This window comes from Pelagibacterium montanilacus (assembly GCF_003992665.1).
Classification (GTDB): Bacteria; Pseudomonadota; Alphaproteobacteria; order Rhizobiales; family Devosiaceae; genus Pelagibacterium; species Pelagibacterium montanilacus.
The window spans coordinates 108,647-125,139 of the sequence record NZ_RZMX01000012.1; the positions used below are offsets into that span (position 1 = coordinate 108,647).

General features: G+C 64.3%; 20 protein-coding genes. 10 read left to right on the plus strand and 10 right to left on the minus strand.

Features of this window, described 5'->3' with window-relative positions:
- Positions 1–327: 327 nt before the first annotated feature.
- Complete coding sequence (gene recA, locus EO136_RS04480; protein ID WP_127143269.1) at positions 328–1,416, minus strand: recombinase RecA; 1,089 nt, start codon at positions 1,414–1,416, stop codon at positions 328–330.
- Positions 1,417–1,603: 187 nt separating this feature from the next.
- On the opposite strand from recA, the gene EO136_RS19165 reads away from it, so the two are divergent.
- Positions 1,604–1,843 carry a glycine zipper domain-containing protein gene (locus tag EO136_RS19165; RefSeq protein WP_484237551.1) on the plus strand — a complete coding sequence of 80 codons (240 nt, stop codon included), beginning with the start codon at positions 1,604–1,606 and terminating at the stop codon, positions 1,841–1,843.
- Here EO136_RS19165 and cckA read toward each other — a convergent pair.
- From cckA to flgB, 7 genes are all read right to left on the minus strand, one after another.
- A complete protein-coding gene (cckA, locus tag EO136_RS04490; protein WP_206513266.1) occupies positions 1,803–4,340 on the minus strand; it encodes a cell cycle histidine kinase CckA in 2,538 nt (845 codons plus the stop codon). The two genes, EO136_RS19165 and cckA, sit on opposite strands and share 41 nt — an antisense overlap.
- Positions 4,341–4,528: 188 nt before the next feature.
- Positions 4,529–5,614, minus strand: a complete 1,086-nt coding sequence (flhB, locus tag EO136_RS04495) for a flagellar biosynthesis protein FlhB (RefSeq protein WP_127143271.1) — start codon at positions 5,612–5,614, stop codon at positions 4,529–4,531.
- Positions 5,615–5,617: 3 nt separating this feature from the next.
- On the minus strand, positions 5,618–6,379 hold the full coding sequence (gene fliR, locus EO136_RS04500) for a flagellar biosynthetic protein FliR (RefSeq protein WP_127143272.1): 762 nt from the start codon (positions 6,377–6,379) through the stop codon (positions 5,618–5,620).
- Positions 6,379–6,645: a flagellar biosynthesis protein FliQ gene (gene fliQ / locus EO136_RS04505; RefSeq protein ID WP_127143273.1), complete on the minus strand. Its 267-nt coding sequence runs from the start codon at positions 6,643–6,645 to the stop codon at positions 6,379–6,381. The genes fliR and fliQ overlap by 1 nt, the downstream gene beginning before the upstream one ends.
- 64 nt (positions 6,646–6,709) lie before the next feature.
- Positions 6,710–7,033, minus strand: coding sequence for a flagellar hook-basal body complex protein FliE (gene fliE, locus EO136_RS04510; RefSeq protein WP_127143274.1), 324 nt, complete (start codon positions 7,031–7,033; stop codon positions 6,710–6,712).
- Between the two features lie 4 nt (positions 7,034–7,037).
- Complete coding sequence (flgC, locus tag EO136_RS04515) at positions 7,038–7,439, minus strand: flagellar basal body rod protein FlgC (RefSeq protein ID WP_246018259.1); 402 nt, start codon at positions 7,437–7,439, stop codon at positions 7,038–7,040.
- Between the two features lie 71 nt (positions 7,440–7,510).
- Positions 7,511–7,918: a flagellar basal body rod protein FlgB gene (gene flgB / locus EO136_RS04520; RefSeq protein WP_127143276.1), complete on the minus strand. Its 408-nt coding sequence runs from the start codon at positions 7,916–7,918 to the stop codon at positions 7,511–7,513.
- A gap of 187 nt (positions 7,919–8,105) precedes the next feature.
- Here flgB and EO136_RS04525 point away from each other — a divergent pair, with 187 nt between their 5' ends.
- From EO136_RS04525 to EO136_RS04540, 4 genes are all read left to right on the plus strand, one after another.
- The gene (locus tag EO136_RS04525; protein ID WP_127143277.1) at positions 8,106–8,708 is read left to right on the plus strand and encodes a flagellar biosynthetic protein FliO; all 603 of its coding nucleotides are present in this window, start codon (positions 8,106–8,108) and stop codon (positions 8,706–8,708) included.
- A gap of 28 nt (positions 8,709–8,736) precedes the next feature.
- Positions 8,737–9,465 carry a flagellar type III secretion system pore protein FliP gene (gene fliP / locus EO136_RS04530; protein ID WP_127143278.1) on the plus strand — a complete coding sequence of 243 codons (729 nt, stop codon included), beginning with the start codon at positions 8,737–8,739 and terminating at the stop codon, positions 9,463–9,465.
- Between the two features lie 70 nt (positions 9,466–9,535).
- Positions 9,536–10,993, plus strand: coding sequence for a YcjX family GTP-binding protein (locus EO136_RS04535; protein ID WP_127143279.1), 1,458 nt, complete (start codon positions 9,536–9,538; stop codon positions 10,991–10,993).
- Positions 10,990–12,018 carry a YcjF family protein gene (locus EO136_RS04540; RefSeq protein ID WP_127143280.1) on the plus strand — a complete coding sequence of 343 codons (1,029 nt, stop codon included), beginning with the start codon at positions 10,990–10,992 and terminating at the stop codon, positions 12,016–12,018. The genes EO136_RS04535 and EO136_RS04540 overlap by 4 nt, the downstream gene beginning before the upstream one ends.
- Before the next feature lie 93 nt (positions 12,019–12,111).
- Here EO136_RS04540 and EO136_RS04545 read toward each other — a convergent pair whose 3' ends face one another.
- Positions 12,112–12,645, minus strand: a complete 534-nt coding sequence (locus EO136_RS04545; RefSeq protein WP_127143281.1) for a hypothetical protein — start codon at positions 12,643–12,645, stop codon at positions 12,112–12,114.
- Between the two features lie 97 nt (positions 12,646–12,742).
- Positions 12,743–13,063: a hypothetical protein gene (locus EO136_RS04550; RefSeq protein WP_127143282.1), complete on the minus strand. Its 321-nt coding sequence runs from the start codon at positions 13,061–13,063 to the stop codon at positions 12,743–12,745.
- Positions 13,064–13,261: 198 nt separating this feature from the next.
- Here EO136_RS04550 and EO136_RS04555 point away from each other — a divergent pair, with 198 nt between their 5' ends.
- From EO136_RS04555 to arsH, 5 genes are read left to right on the plus strand one after another with little or no spacing between them, the layout of a single operon-like run.
- Complete coding sequence (locus EO136_RS04555) at positions 13,262–13,618, plus strand: ArsR/SmtB family transcription factor (RefSeq protein WP_127143283.1); 357 nt, start codon at positions 13,262–13,264, stop codon at positions 13,616–13,618.
- A complete protein-coding gene (locus EO136_RS04560; protein WP_127143284.1) occupies positions 13,615–14,115 on the plus strand; it encodes an arsenate reductase ArsC in 501 nt (166 codons plus the stop codon). Before EO136_RS04555 ends, EO136_RS04560 begins: the two co-directional genes overlap by 4 nt.
- Positions 14,116–14,120: 5 nt before the next feature.
- Positions 14,121–15,179 carry an ACR3 family arsenite efflux transporter gene (arsB, locus tag EO136_RS04565; RefSeq protein WP_127143285.1) on the plus strand — a complete coding sequence of 353 codons (1,059 nt, stop codon included), beginning with the start codon at positions 14,121–14,123 and terminating at the stop codon, positions 15,177–15,179.
- Between the two features lie 5 nt (positions 15,180–15,184).
- A complete protein-coding gene (gene arsC, locus EO136_RS04570) occupies positions 15,185–15,607 on the plus strand; it encodes an arsenate reductase (glutaredoxin) (RefSeq protein WP_127143286.1) in 423 nt (140 codons plus the stop codon).
- Complete coding sequence (gene arsH, locus EO136_RS04575) at positions 15,588–16,319, plus strand: arsenical resistance protein ArsH (protein ID WP_127143287.1); 732 nt, start codon at positions 15,588–15,590, stop codon at positions 16,317–16,319. Before arsC ends, arsH begins: the two co-directional genes overlap by 20 nt.
- Positions 16,320–16,493: the final 174 nt, after the last annotated feature.

Below are 16,493 nucleotides of genomic sequence, written 5' to 3' on the forward strand. Positions count from 1 at the left end.
ACCGGCGCAAGCCCACCGAGCGGCGTTTCACTTGCCTATCGAACAGACCAACCGACCAACCTCGCACCGGAATAGCCACACCAGCCACCTTCTCACCGGGATGCGGCCCAAGCCATGCCCGATCCCGAGCCCGCGCCAATCGCGATCAAGCCCTCCAACGCCCGCAATCATTCGCACGCCCTCCGCCCGGCGCACGTCTCTCAGCCACCTGCCCGTCCCTGGACGCAGCACCGCGATCAGGCAGCGCTCCAACCAGGCTGAGATTAAAATGCAAAAGGGGCGCGGCTTGCGCCAGCACCCCTTGAGAGTCTCAGCCGCCGCGAGCACCTACTCCTCGGCGCCCTCGGTGTCTTCGGTCTCGCTGTCATTGCCGCCATGGCCGATCATGTCGGTAGCGATCAGCCCGGCGCTCTCGCGCACCCCGCTTTCGATCTGCAGCGCGATCTCGGGATTGTCCTTGAGGAACTGGCGGGCATTCTCACGCCCCTGTCCCAGCCGCTGGCTGTCATAGGAGAACCACGATCCCGACTTCTCCACGATCCCGGACTTCACGCCCAGATCGAGCAATTCGCCGGTCTTGGATACGCCCTCGCCATACATGATGTCGAACTCGACCTGCCGGAACGGAGGGGCCAGCTTGTTCTTGACCACCTTGACCCGCGTCTGGTTGCCCACCACCTCGTCGCGGTCCTTGATCGCGCCGATGCGGCGGATATCGAGCCGCACCGAGGAATAGAACTTGAGCGCATTGCCGCCCGTCGTGGTCTCGGGCGAACCGAACATCACGCCGATCTTCATGCGGATCTGGTTGATGAAGATCACCATGCCCTTGGACCGCGAGATCGAGGCGGTCAGCTTGCGCATCGCCTGGCTCATCAGCCGCGCCTGCAGCCCGGGCAGCGAATCGCCCATCTCGCCTTCGAGCTCGGCCCGCGGCGTCAGCGCTGCCACCGAATCGACCACCAGCACGTCGATGGCGCCCGAGCGGATCAGCGTGTCGGCGATCTCGAGCGCCTGCTCGCCTGCGTCAGGCTGGGAGATCAGCAAATCATCGATATTGACGCCCAGCTTGCGCGCATAGATGGGGTCGAGCGCATGCTCGGCGTCCACGAACGCACAGATGCCACCGGCCTTCTGCGCCTCGGCGATCACATGGAGCGCCAGCGTGGTCTTGCCCGAGCTTTCCGGCCCGAAGATCTCGACGATACGTCCGCGCGGCAACCCGCCGATCCCCAGCGCGATATCGAGCCCGAGCGAGCCCGTGGAAATCGATTCGACATTGACCGAGGTGTTCTCCCCCAGCCGCATGATCGAACCCTTGCCGTAATTGCGCTCGATCTGGCCCAGCGCGGCCTCGAGCGCCTTGTTCTTGTCCATCGAATCCCCTTGGATCACGCGAAGCTGTGAGGTTGCCATTGATGCTCTCCTTATTTCACCGATACCGGGACGACGCAACGCGCGCACTGGGGTTGGACCACTTCGTTCAGTAGAGCGATGTTCTTATTTTGTTTCAGTGTTGTCAAGGGACAAAATAAGAACATTTGGCGATAGGAACCCCTCTCACCCCGCGTTCAACTCGGGACAAGGAGTTCGCCTCATGACCATGGGAGTCGGCATCGCCATCGGAATCGCCCTGGGCGCCGCAATCGGTGCGGCGCTCGACCAGCTCGCACTCGGCGTGGGCCTCGGGGTCGTCGGCGGCGTGGCTCTTGCGGTCGCGATTCGCGCGCGGGCCTCGCCCGACCGGAACCGCGACAAAGGCTTAGCGCTCCTGTTCCGATTCAATCAGAACAGGACATGCTCTACTCGTCCTCGCCCGAGCGGCCCGAGAGCACTTCCTTGACCTTGGAGTTGATCTGGTCGAGCGAATAGGGCTTGGGCAGGAACTCCACGCTCCGGTCGTCCTCCAGCCCCTGGCGCACGCTTTCCTCGGCATAGCCCGAAACGAAGATCACCTTGAGGTCGGGATAGGTCTTGCGCACCTGCACCAGAAGGCTCGGCCCGTCCATCTCCGGCATCACCACGTCCGAGATCAGGAGGTCGAGCTTGCCATCAAGCTCCTCGAGCACCTCGAGCGCCTCCTCGCCGGAGCCCGCCTCGAACACCTCGTAACCGGTCGCCGAGAGGGCCCTTGCCGAGAACGCGCGCACGCTCTCCTCGTCCTCCACGATCAGGATGCGTTCATTACCCGTCAGGTCCTTGACTGGCGCTGCGACCGCCTTGACCACTTCCTTGGGCTCGATCGGGATATGCCTGGGCAGGAACATCCGGAAGGTCGTGCCCTTGCCCACCACCGATTCGGGATAGATGAACCCGCCGGTCTGCTTGACGATGCCATAAACCATCGAGAGCCCCAGCCCGGTCCCCTTGCCCAGCTCCTTGGTGGAAAAGAACGGCTCGAAAATCTTCTCCATGATCTCGGCTGTCATGCCCGTTCCGGTGTCTTCCACCTCGACCAGCACATAGTCCGCCGCCGGCATGCCGCGATAATCGAGGCTGCCGGCTTCCTCCTCGCCCACATTGCGGGTCCGCAGCGTTATCTGCCCGCCCTCGGGCATGGCGTCGCGCGCGTTGACCACGAGGTTGATGATCACCTGCTCGAGCTGCACCAGGTCGGCGCGCACCGGCCACACATCGCGCCCGTGCTCCACGTCGAGCGCCACATGCTCGCCGATCAGCCGCTTGAGCAGCACCGTGAGGTCGTCGATATGCTGGGGCACCTCGAGCACCTGCGGGCGCAGGGTCTGGCGGCGTGAGAACGCCAGGAGCTGGCGCACCAGCCCCGCCGCGCGGTTGGCGCTCTGCTTGATCGACATGATGTCGGAAAACGAGGGGTCCGATGGCTTGTGCTTGAGCAGCAGGAGGTCGGAAAACCCGATGATGGCGGTCAGCACGTTGTTGAAATCGTGCGCCACCCCGCCCGCGAGCTGGCCCACCGCCTGCATCTTCTGGCCCTGGGCGAACTGCTCCTCGAGCAGCCGCTGCTCGGTGGTGTCGAGCGCATAGAGCACGGCGGATTCGTCCTTGTCCCCGCCGTCCTCGACCCCCGAGAGGTAGATGCGCACATTGCGCGGCTTGTCGCCGGCCACCGTCGCGTCCACCGGCGGAATTTCCGCCATATGGGCACGCGCCTCGCGCAGGGCGCGCTCGAATTTGGGCCGGCTTTCGGTGTCGATCAGCCCGGCGATATCCAGCCCCTCGATGCCGCGATCGCCCGAGGTCAGCCCGAATATGCGCGTGAAGGGCGCGTTGGTGCGCACCACCCGGCCCTCGGTATCGAGCGCCGCGATGGCGATCGGGGTGTTGTTGAAAAAGCGCGAGAACCGCACTTCGGCGGCGCGCAGCGCCTCGTCCCCGCCGATCCCGCGCGAGCGGTCGAGCACCAGGGTCCGGGTTTCGCCCAGCTCGCCTTCGGCCAGCCGCGCCGCCCTGTGCAAAAGCCGCACGGGAAAATTGGTGCCGTCCTGGCGCACGAGGTCGAGGTCGAACACCTCGGTGCGCACCGTGCCGTCCTGCCCGCCGCCCAGCAGCAGGCCCGCCCCGTCCCCATGGACGATTTCATTGAGGTCGAGATCGCCCGCCTCGAACGCGGCGAGGTCGCGCCCCAGCCAGTCCGCGAGCGTCGAGTTGATGTACTGGATCCGTCCGCGCGCATTGGCCGAGAAGAACCCTGCTGGCGCGTGATCGAGATAGTCTATGGCCTTCTGGAGCTCGACATAGAAGTTCTCCTGGCCTTCCTTGTCGCGGGAGATGTCCTCGACCGTCCAGACCACCGAGCGCCCCTGCTGGCCCTCGAAGGGCGGCAGGCTGCGCACACGCACCCGCAGCCAGCGCACCTGTCGGCGCGCGCCCATGATCCGGATGTCCTCGAGGATCGAGCGCCCCTCCCGCGCCGCGCGCGAGAGCCGGTACACCGCCTCGCTCGCTTCGGGCTGGCTGGCCAGCAGCCGGGGCACGCTCACCGCCATGCCGCGCGAGACTTCGGCGGAAAGCTCGGAATAGCGGGAATTGGCGTAAAGGATCTTGCCGTCCAGATCGGTCACCACAGCGCCTTCGGGCAGGCTGTCCACGATGGCGCGCGAAAGCGTGCGCCGCTCTTCGGTGCCGGTGAACCGGAACAGCCCCGCCGCCAGCGCGAACAGCGAGAAGACGCCCACCACCGCCAACAGGCCCAGAAACAGCAGCACGACGCTTGGGGGCACGGTCTCGCCCAGCAGCGAAAGCCCCACGGCGATGGCGACGAAGCCGAGCGCCAGACCCACCACGCGCCACAGCGCGGCGTTGGACGCTGGGCGACCGACCACGGGTTCGGGATAGCTATCCTCGTCCAACCGCGTCACCGCCCATCCCTTCGTATTGTGCCAATTTGCGAATCGCCCTTGCTCATAGGTAACAAAACCGCCTTGGCCTTGGGAGCCTTCATCGGCCCGCTGTCAACAGGTTGCCCCATGGCGTGCTCCGCGCGCCACCATCTTCCAGTCCCCGCGCTCCGCGCGCCACAGGTTTGCAACGCCCGCGCGCGCCCAGCTCAGCGCGGCGCCGGTTTCCAGCCCCCGCGCTGGCGCAGGCGCATCACATAGCCGATCACCTGGGCCACCGCCTTGAAGTGCTCGGCCGGGATCTGCTCGCCCACCTCGGCGCCCGCATAAAGCGCGCGCGCCAGCGGCGGGTTCTCGATGATCGGCACGTCGTGGTCGCTCGCCAGCGCCCTTATGCGCAGGGCCAGCGCGTCCACGCCCTTGGCCACCACCTTGGGCGCGGCCATTTCGCTGTCGTATTTCAGCGCCACGGCAAAGTGGGTCGGGTTGGTCACCACCACCGTCGCGTCGGGCACCGCGGCCATCATGCGCTTGCGGCTGCGCTCGAGCCGGATCTGCCGGATGCGGCCCTTGATATGCGGGTCGCCCTCCATCTGCTTGTACTCGTCCTTGACCTCCTTGACGGTCATCATCTGCCGCTTCCACCATTTGTGGCGCATGTACATGTAGTCCAGCAGCGCGATGATGGTGATCGTCAGGATGACCACCACGAAGATCTTGAGCCCGATTTCCTGAAAGATCGCCAGCAGTGCCACCGGGTCGGCAGCAATCATGGTGTCGAGCCGGTCCCGCTCGGGCCAGACGACGACGAACATCACCACCGAGAAGATCAGCAGCTTGCCCAGCCCCTTGGCGAAATTGACCAGGGCCTCGGTCGAGAACAGCCGCTTGAACCCCGCGATCGGGGAGACCTTGGAGAATTTGGGCTTGATCGGGTCGACCGAAAACACCATCCGGTGCTGCACCATGTTGCCCGCAATCCCGCACACCGCCAGCAGCGCCATGGGGACCAGCATGGCCACCAGCACCGTGCCGGCCAGCGCCTGCATGAACGGGCCGAATCCGTCCCCGCCCACCTCGAGCTGATGGGCGTTGTCGAGCACGCCCCGCAGCGTCTCGGTGATCGATGCAGCGGTCATGGGCGCCACGAACGCAAACACCAGCGCCGAGCCCACGATCATGAACCAGGTCGTCACCTCCTGGCTTTTGACCACATCGCCCTTCTTGTGGGCGTCGTTGAGCCGTTTTTGGGAGGGGTCCTCTGTCTTTTCGCTCTGTTCGGGCTGGTCGCTCATCGATCACCCGAGAAACAGCGAAAAATTGTCTTCGAGATAGCTCATGTAGAGCCCCATGATCATCGTGAGCAGCAGCGCGAACAGCATCAGCCCGATGATGATGTTGGCCGGCATCATCATGAAGAACACCTGGATCTGGGGCATAAGCCGTCCCAGAATGCCGAGCCCGAGATAAAACACCAGCCCGAAGACCAGCAGCGGCGCCGACATCTGCACGCCCACAACGAACGCGCCCGAAACGATGCGCACCGCCATTTCGGCGGCATCTCCCAGCATCAGCGGGGAGCCGGGCGGAAAATAGGCGTAGCTCTCATAGATGCCGACCAGCAGCATGTGATGCAGATCGGTGGCAAAGATCAGCGCAATCCCCATGAAGGCCAGGAAATTGCCGACGATCGCCCCCTGCACCCCACCCTGCGTGGGGTCGGCGGTCTGGGCCATCGATAGCCCCATCTGGTAGGCGATCACCGCGCCAGCCACCTGCGCCGCAGAGAGCAAGAGCCGCGCCAGTCCGCCCAGGATCAGCCCCACCGCGATTTCGTGCAGGATATTGGCCACCAGCCCCGCCAGCGTCTCGGGCGGCCCCGGCAGTTCGCCACCCACCAGCGGATAGAGCATGAACGCGAAGGCCAGCGCGAAGGAGAGCTTGAGCCGCGAGGGGATCGTCTGCTCGCCGAGCGCCGGCAACAGCATGATCATGGTGCCCACACGCGCAAACAGCAGAAAGAAGGTATAGGCGACCTCCGGGCCCCAGGTGATGCTCATCAGCCGCCCAGGATGATGAGATCCACCACCCGATCCATGTATCCTGCCATGGTGGCGCCAAGGAACGGCAGGACGATCATCATTGTGAAGAAGATCGCGATGATCTTGGGCACGAAGACCAGCGTCATTTCCTGGATCTGGGTCAGCGCCTGGAAGAGCGCGATCACCACGCCCACCACCAGCCCCACGATCATCATTGGCGCCGACACCACGATCAGCACCCAGATCCCGTCACGGGCGATGTCGAGGGTTTCGGCTCCGGTCATGGCAAGGCTCCGGCCGGTCGATCCGGCGAATCGGATGTCAGTTTACCGGTTCGCGGCCCTGCCGTCAGATCGGCATGCGCATGATTTCCTCATATGCGGAAATCACCCGGTCGCGGACCGTCACCATGGTTTCCATGGTCGCTTCGGTTTCCGCCAGCGCCGTCACCACGTCCACGATGTTGGCCTGGCCGTTGATCATGTCGAGGCCCACCTGGTCGCTGGCCCGCCCGGTCTCGACCACATTGCTCAACTGCTGGGACAGCATCTGCGCGAAATCGCCGCCCGGGGCTTCCGCGCCCACGCCCGTGGCGCGGCCCGAGGCCTGTTCGGAAATCAGCCGCGCCGCCGAGGCATAGGCGCTGGTCGCGCTGGTAAAGGGTGCCGACATGAACCTAGCCTCTCAGGATATCGAGTGTGCGCCCGAGCATCTGGCGCGAAACGGTGACCACGTTCAGGTTCGCCTCATAGGTGCGCTGGGCCTCGCGCATGTCCATGGTCTCGATCAGCGTGTTGACGTTGGGATATTTCACATACCCCGTCTCGTCGGCGGCCGGATGTCCCGGCTCGAAGCGCGAATCGAAGTCCGACATGTCGTAGGAAAGCTGACCCACCCTGGTCTCATAGGCACCCATCTCGCGGTTGAGCACCGCATGGAAGGTGGGCACCCGCCGGCGATAGGGATCCTCATCGGGCGTCTTGCCGACCGAATCGGCATTGGCCATGTTCTCGGCGATCACCCGCATACGCGCCGTCTGGGCGTTGAGCCCGCCGCCGGCGATCTTGATCGATGTCATGAAGTCGTTCATGGCGAACTGCCCTGTTTGAAGCGCGCCCGTGTAGGCCGGAAGCGCGTTATTTCATTGTCTTAGCCCTGCTTGCCCAGCGCGATGCGCAAGAGCCGCATGGAGCGGGAATAAAGTGTCGTGGCGGCCTGGTAGTCCATCTGGTTGGTCGTCACCTTCATCATCTCTTCCTCGAGCGTGACCCCGTTGCCGCTCGGGGTGGTCTCGAAACTGTTCATCGGCCGCGCCCCATAGCGCTCGGTTGCCGTGCCCGCGCCGATGGAAAAGTGCCGGTCATTGGTCGCAACCGTCGTCACCCCCGAACGGGTGCGCTGCAATTGCTCCGAAAAGCTGTATGGTTCCAGATCGCGGCCGCGATAGCCCGGCGTTTCCGCGTTGGCCACGTTCTCGGCCAATACGGTCTGGCGCGCCTGATGCCAGTGCATCTTGTCGCGCAGCGCTGCGAATATGGGCAGGTCGCCGATGGACATTTTGGGCCCTCGTCCCGATGAGATGGGCAATTCTTGCCTGCCTCATGGTTAACACGACGTTAACTCTTGACCGTCACCCTGGCTTTGGGCCCCGATTTTGGCCCATTGCGAGACTATGGTAGGCAAGTCTTGCCTGCACGCATTGCACGTGCAGTGATGTTTGAGTGCGAAACCGGGAGATGGTTGTTTGGGCTGGCTTGCAGACATTCTGGGCATCGAGACCACCTATCTCACCGCCGTGATCGCCCTCGGTATCGTGGTGGTCCTGATCATTCTGGTCGCCTGGGCGCTCAAATTCTTCGGCACAGCCTCGCGCACCGTCGGACGCCCCCGCGCCCGGCGCCTCACCGTGGTCGAGGCGATTCCGCTCGATGCCCGCCGCCAGGCCCTGATCCTGCGGCGCGACGGCGTCGAGCACCTGATCGTCACCGGCGGGCCCAACGATCTGCTGGTGGAATCGGGATTCGACGCCCCGCCCCAGCCCGCCTATGGCCGCCCGGGCCGCCGCGCGGTCGAGCCCCAGCCTACGGCCGAACCCGAGCCCGACCGGCAACTGCCGGGCCGCGGGCGCCCCATGCAGAACGCCTCGCGCCCCGAGCCCTTCACCTCCCGGCTGCGCCCCAAGGTCTACGATCCGCGTCAACTTGCCGGTGGAAACCGCGCCGCGAACGGCCGTTTGCCCGGCGACTCAGCTACAACCGGCTATGACCTGTCCGATGAGGACGAACGGCCGGAGGTGACGCCTGAGCCCGTCGAGGACGACTACGACCGCCACAAACGGCAGGGCTGATCCCCGCGTCGCGGGCCTTTTCACGCGCATCACCGGCCTTCTTGCCGCCTCAGCGCTGCTGCTGGCCCTTCTCCCCGACGCCGCGCTGGCCCAGGACATATCTATCGATTTCGGCGACGACACCACGCTGACCGAGCGTGCGGTCCAGCTCATCGCGCTCATCACCATCCTCGCGCTCGCGCCCTCGATCCTCGTCATGGTCACAAGTTTCACCCGCATCGTGGTGGTCCTGTCGCTCCTGCGCACCGCCATCGGGCTCCAGACCGCCCCGCCCAATTCGGTGATGATCTCGCTGGCCCTGTTCCTCACGGCCTTCATCATGGCCCCGACCCTGCAGGAGAGCTACGATCAGGGCATCGTCCCGCTGGTCGCCGGCGAGGTCGAGATCGAGGAAGGGCTCGAACTCGCCGCCGGGCCCGTGCACGCATTCATGCTCGCCCATGTCCGCGAGCGCGACGTGATGCTGTTTCTCGACCTCACCGAGACCCAGCCGCCGGAAAACCCGGAAGATCTCGAGCTGCGCATCCTCATCCCCGCGTTCATGATCTCCGAACTCCGCCGGGCCTTCGAGATCGGCTTTCTCCTGTTTCTCCCCTTCGTGGTCATCGACATGGTCGTGGCCTCGGTGCTCATGAGCATGGGCATGATGATGCTGCCCCCGGTCATCATCTCGCTGCCGTTCAAGCTCATCTTCTTTGTGCTCGTGGATGGCTGGCATCTGGTCGCCGGCTCGCTGCTGCGAAGTTTCAGCGGCTGAGACCGCTTCCCAACGCCTTGAATTCTCTGGGCAACCGCTTACCTTCAGGCCTGACCGGAGGCCAGCGCATTTGTCCAGATCGCCCACCACCCTTGCCGACGAGGTCGGACTGACCCTCGGCAATCTCGCCGATGCGGCTGCGGGCACCGTCACCCCCACACTGCGACTGGGCGTGACGGGGCTTTCACGCGCCGGCAAGACCGTGTTCATCACCGCGCTTGTCCACAATTTGCTCTCGGGCACCCGCCTGCCGGGCTTCGCGCCCCTCGCCGAAGGGCGGCTGATCGGCGCGCGCCTTGCCGAGCACCCCGACCGCGCCACCCCGCGCTTTGCCTATGAGACCCACCTTCAGTCGCTGTTTTCCCACAGCCCCCACTGGCCCGAATCCACCCGCCGGATTTCCCAGATCCGCATCGCCCTGCGCTTCCAGTCCGCCCACTGGCTGATGGGCCGGTTCGGACCCACGACCCTCAATGTCGACATCGTCGACTATCCCGGCGAATGGCTTCTCGACCTGCCGCTCCTTGCCCGGTCCTTCGCCGAATGGAGCGCCGAGGCGCTGACCCTCGCCAATCGCCCCGCACGCGCCGCCGAAGCCGGGGATTTCCTTGCCGCCCTCGCGCAAACCGACATCCTTGCCCCCGCCGAGGAGCCCACCGCCGAGCGGCTCGCCACCGCCTTCGTGAACTATCTCCGCAATTCGCGCATCGATGGCCGGGCGCTCTCGACCCTGCCGCCCGGCCGTTTCCTCATGCCCGGCGATCTCGAGGGTTCGCCCGCGCTCACCTTCGCGCCGCTGCCGCCCCCCGATCAGCGCCCCGACAGCGCCAGCCTCTACGCCATGTTCGAGCGGCGCTACGAGGCCTACAAATCCATTGTCGTGCGCCCCTTCTTCCGCGATCACTTCGCCCGGCTTGACCGCCAGATCGTGCTCGTCGATGCCCTCCGGGCGCTGAACGCCGGCCCCGAGGCCGTCTCGGACCTGGAAACCGCGCTCACCTCGGTCCTCTCGTGCTTCCGTCAGGGCACGTCCAATCCCATCTCCCGGCTCCTCACGCGCAGGATCGACCGCATCCTTTTTGCCGCCACCAAGGCAGACCTCCTCCACCACACCAGCCATTCCCGGCTCGAAGCGATCCTCAATCGCCTTGTCGCCAACGCCGTCGACCGCGCCCGCTTTGCCGGGGCCGAAACCCGCTCGCTCGCCATCGCCGCGGTCCGCGCCACCCGCGAAGGCACCATCCGCGAGAACGGCGATATCCTCGACACCATTGTGGGCACCCCCCAGCCCGGCGAGCGGCTGGGCGACACCACCTACGACGGAAAAACCGAAATCGCCTTGTTTCCCGGAGACTTGCCGGAAAATCCGGATTCACTCTTCAAGGACGATGACTCGACACCTCAAGTCAATTTCCTGCGCTTCCAGCCCCCCGGCGTGCTCGATCGCACTGAGCGCGGCGCGCCCATCCTCCCCTCCGTCAGGCTCGACCGGGCCCTCGATTTCCTCCTGGGAGACAAGCTGGCATGAGAGAGCCCCGCGCCATCCCCACCGCACAGCAGCGCCCCGCGGACGCCGCGCCGCGCGCGCCCCGCGCCTTTGGCGCCGCGCAGGCGGACCTCACCGAATATGATTTTGCCGCCGAAGATCCGTTGGGGACCGATGAAGCGGTAGTACCGCCCCCGCCCCGGCGCGGCCGCTTCTGGCGCACCCTCGCGCTCGGCACGGGTGGCGCGCTGGTCATGGCGGGTCTCGGCCTTGCCGCAGAGCGGCTCGTGGCCGATCTCTTCGCACGCCATGAATGGCTCGGCTGGGCCGGCAGCGCCCTTCTGGCGGTCTTTCTCGTCGCGCTCGCGGTGCTCCTCGTGCGCGAAATCCTCGGCATTCTGCGCCTCAAGGTTCTCGACCGGCTGCGCGACCGGGCGTCAGCCGTCCTCGCCTCGGACGATCTGGCCGGCGGCAAGGCGGTACTGGCCGAACTCGACGCACTCTATGGCGCGCGCCCGGACCTCGCGCGCGCCCGCACCCAGCTCGCCGCCGATGCAACGGACCGGTTCGACGGCGCCGAGCTGATCGGCATGGCCGAACGCGACCTCATGGCGCCGCTCGATGCCCGCGCGAAAGCGCTCACCGCGGCCAGCGCGCGCCGCGTCGCGCTCGTCACCGCCGTCTCCCCGCGGGCCCTGATCGACATTGCCTATGTGCTGTTCGAAAGCGTCCGGCTTGCGCGCGGGCTCGCCGATCTTTACGGCGCCCGCCCGGGATTTCTGGGCTTCGTGCGACTGGCCGGCTCGATCCTCTCCCACCTCGCGGTCACCGGCGGGCTCGTCCTCACCGATGGCGCCGTCGAGCAGCTTTTAGGCCAGGGACTTGCCACCAAGCTGTCGGCGCGTCTCGGCGAGGGCGTCGTCAATGGGCTCATGACCGTGCGCGTCGGCATCGCCGCCATGCGGGTCGTCCGCCCGCTCCCCTTCCACGCGCGCCCTGCTCCTGTGGTCACCGACTTCATCAAGGATTTACTGTCCGTCGCCACCAGCGCCCGCAAGCCACGCTGATTCCAGCCCAAACAAAAAGGCGGATCCCGAAGGGTCCGCCTCATTTTATGTCCGTGACCGGATCGCTTGACCGCAGCCGGTCAGAAGGACCGATCAGTCCTCTTCGCCTTCGGACTCCATGTCCGCGTCGACATCGACGTCAGCACCCACATCGGCATCGATGCCAATGTCATCGCCATCGTCCGAGTCTTCCAGGCCGGCATCTATATCGGCATCCGCGCCAGCGTCTGCACCCATGCCACCATCGGTCTCGTCGACGATCAGGCCAGCATCGATACAATCCTGCAAAGTGATGGCCTCCAGGTCGATGTCGGTTTCCGCAGTGGCGCCGGCTTCCATCGAATTGTCGGATGACATCGCATCCGTTTCCATGGCGTCAGCGTCCACGGCATCGGACTCCATACCGTCGTCCTCGCCATCTTCCTCGCTCATGTCGCCCGCAGCGCCAGCCGACGCATCGGCCGCTGTATCAAGGTCCATGTCCAAGGCTTCGCAGTGCGCCTCCACTGCGGGAAGTTCGATGTCGGATATATCCTGATCGCCCACACTCGTCTGGGCTGCTGCGCCGCCGGTCATGGCAAGGCCGGCAAGAAGCGCGATCGGTGAAACAAAAGACTTGATGGTCATTCTAGTTCTCCTGGAACGAAAGGCTTGCAGCGTCCCCGCAAGTTGAGCAGCCGCGCAAAGCGCGACCGCCAAGCTTGGTGATTAGGCGCTCAAGCGCTTAGTCCTCGGGCAGAGCCGACTCTTCGACGTTCCCGCCGTCCATGTCGGTCAGACCAGCTTCGATGCAGTCGTCACGCGTGATGGAGTCCAGCTCCACATTCACGGCAACTTCCTGCTCAACGGTAGCTTCGAAATCAGGGATCGTGGCCCCGTCTTCCATGTCGTACGCGTTCTCGAGGTGGTTGCAGTACTGCTCCACGACCGGCAGATCCTCATCGGAGACCTCAATGGTGCCAACCATGGTCTGAGCCATGGCCGCGCCGCTGAAACCAAGGCCGACGGCAATAGCGAAAGGGGCAACGAGCGTTTTGATGGACATGAGTGAAACTCCATTCTGTTTTTGCGGGCATCCAGCGCCCGACTGCTCCAACAACCGCCTGGCTCGACGATTGGTTGCGCATTCTTTCGGGGTTTTTTCGGGGCAGGTTTGCCATAATTTCCGAAGTAACTCATAGACTTAACCTACGATAAGCCTTACCTGTTGACCGCATCGAAACATATCGATATATCCAGATATATGGATACAAATGACGCATTGGATGCCTTTGGCGCTCTCGCCAGCCCGACCCGCCTTGATATTTTTAGGGCGTTGGTTTCAGCCGAGCCTGAAGGGATCAGCGCCGGGCGCGTGGCCGAGCTGTTGGGAGGCCGCCAGAACACCGTCTCGGCCCATCTTGCGGCCCTGTCACGCGCTGGTCTGATCGTCGGCGAACGGGACGGGCGCACGATTGTCTACCGGGCGCGCATGGAAACCGTCGCGAGCTTGGTGTCCTTCCTGCTCGAGGACTGCTGCGGCGGCCGTCCAGAGATATGCCGGCCCGTCGCTTCGGCGCTCGCCTGTCTTCAGCCCGCCCCTTCGGAGTCTCGACCATGACCGATCGCACCTACAATGCGCTGTTTCTCTGCACCGGCAATTCCGCCCGCTCGATCATCGGCGAAGCGCTGCTCAACCGCGATGGCGGAGGCCGCTTCAAGGCCTGGTCCGCCGGCAGCCGCCCGCGCGGCGAGGTTCATCCCTATACGATTGCCCTGCTCGAAGGGCTGGGCATTGATGCCGGCTTCGCCCGCTCCAAGAGCTGGGACGAGTTTGCCGAACCCGGCGCACCCGAATTCGATTTCATCTTCACGGTCTGCGACAGTGCCGCTGCGGAAGAATGCCCGATCTGGCCGGGCCACCCCACAACCGCTCATTGGGGCATTCCCGATCCCGCAGCGGTTGAGGGCAGCGAAGCGGAAAAGCATTTCGCCTTTGCCGAGGCGGCGCGCCAGTTGAGCAACCGCATCTCGCTGCTGCTCAATCTGCCCATCGCGAGCCTCGACCGGCTGACGCTCAAATCCCGGCTCGACACCATCGGCCAGACGAAAGACTGAACCCAATGACCAACCGCGTTTCTCCTGCCCCGGCGGCGCCGGGCGGCATCGGCTTTTTCGAAAAGTGGCTCTCGGTGTGGGTCGGGCTCGGCATCGTCGCCGGCATCATACTCGGCAATCTCGTGCCGGGCCTTTTCGCCGCGCTCGCGGCGTTCGAATACGCATCGGTCAATTTCGCCGTCGCCGTGCTTATCTGGGCCATGGTCTACCCGATGATGGTATCGGTCGATTTCTCGGCCATCCGGCGTATCGGTGAGCGGCCCAAGGGCATCGTGCTCACGGTAATAGTCAACTGGCTCATAAAGCCGTTTACAATGGCCCTGCTCGCGGTCGTTTTCTTCAACTTCGTCTTCGCGCCTTTCGTCGATCCGGCCGATGCCCAGCAATATATCGCAGGGTTGATCATCCTCGGAGCGGCGCCGTGTACGGCAATGGTGTTCGTTTGGTCACAATTGACCAGGGGCGACCCGGCCTACACCCTGGTGCAGGTGTCGATAAACGACGTGATCATGGTCTTTGCCTTCGCGCCGATTGTTGCGCTGTTGCTTGGACTTACCGAGATTTCGGTGCCTTGGGAAACCCTCCTTCTCTCCGTCGGGCTCTACGTCATCGTCCCGCTCGTTGCAGGCGCGATCACGCGTATATCATTGCTTAATAGCGGCGATCATGGCCGTCTTGACCGCTTCAACGCGCAGATCAAACCGGTATCTGTGGCCGCCCTGCTCGCCACAGTGGTCCTCCTCTTCGGCTTCCAGGGCCAGACCATCATCGACAATCCGCTGGTCATCATCCTGATCGCAATTCCCCTTCTGATTCAGAGCTATGGCATCTTCGCCATCACGTTCTGGGCCGCCTGGAAGTGGAAGATCCCCTTCAACGTCGCAGCTCCCTGCGCGCTGATCGGCACCTCCAACTTCTTCGAGTTGGCCGTGGCCGTCGCCATCGCGCTTTTCGGGCTCAATTCCGGGGCCGCCCTCGCCACCGTCGTGGGCGTGCTCGTCGAGGTGCCAGTCATGCTCTCGCTGGTCGCCTTCGCCAACCGCAACCGTCATCGCTTCGGGTAAACCCAATGACCACAACGATTTATCACAACCCCGCCTGCGGGACCTCGCGCAACACCCTCGCCATGATCCGCCAAAGCGGCGTCGAACCCGAGGTCATCCTGTACCTCGAAAACCCGCCCGATCGCGCGACCCTTGTGGACCTCATCTCCCGCTCGGGCCTCGGCGTCAGGCAGGCCATGCGGACCAAGGAACCGGTCTTTGCCGAACTCGGTCTCGATGCCCCTGAAACCCTCGACGAGCGGCTGATCGACGCTATGCTGGCCCACCCGATCCTCATCAACCGCCCCTTTGTCACGACCCCAAAAGGCGTGCGCCAGTGCCGGCCCTCGGAACTGGTGCTCGATATCCTTGAGAACCCCGATATCGGGCCCTTCACCAAGGAGGATGGCGAGGTCATCATTGACGAAAATGGACAGCGTATTGTCTGAGACCGACAGTTTCCCCGCTCTCGACGAGGCCCAGTTCCGCCCCATCGACGACGCCCGCCTGCACGCTCCCGAACGCAAGACTTATCCTCCACGCATCCTGCTGCTTTATGGTTCTCTGCGTGAGCGGTCCTATTCCCGTCTCGCGACACAAGAGGCCGCCCGTATCCTGCGCCGGCTCGGAGCCGAAACGAGGATATTTAATCCCGAGGGCCTCCCGCTCCCAGATGGCGCGCCCAAGGAGCACCCCAAGGTGCAGGAGCTGCGCGATCTCTCCATGTGGTCGGAAGGCCATGTGTGGTGCTCACCCGAGCGCCATGGCGCCATGAGCGGCATCATGAAGGCCCAGATCGACTGGCTGCCCCTTTCCATGGGCGGCATGCGCCCCACCCAGGGCCGCACGCTGGCCGTCATGCAGGTCAATGGCGGAAGCCAGTCCTTCAACGCCGTCAATCAACTCCGCATCCTGGGACGATGGATGCGCATGGTCACCATCCCCAACCAGTCCTCGGTGCCCAAGGCTTTCACCGAGTTCGATGACTCCGGGCGGATGAAACCGTCCCCATACTACAACCGAATCGTGGACGTCATGGAGGAGCTGATGAAGTTCACCCTCCTCGTCCGCGATCGCTCAGACTACCTCGTCGACCGCTACTCCGAACGCGTTGAATCCGCTGCCGAAGTTTCCAAACGTGTTAATCAGGCCAGTCTGTAAGGCCTATCCCGGCTGAAGACTGAAGATTCCTGCGCGGATCGTGTTTTAGAGGTTGCCGTGTCTCGGTTAATGCCCCCCTTATTGCTGCCGATAGCTTAATTCATTTAGAAAAATAGACCCGTGACCAAGTTGTTTGACGTCGCCTCCCCCCGGTCCCAGAACGCACCGGGATCC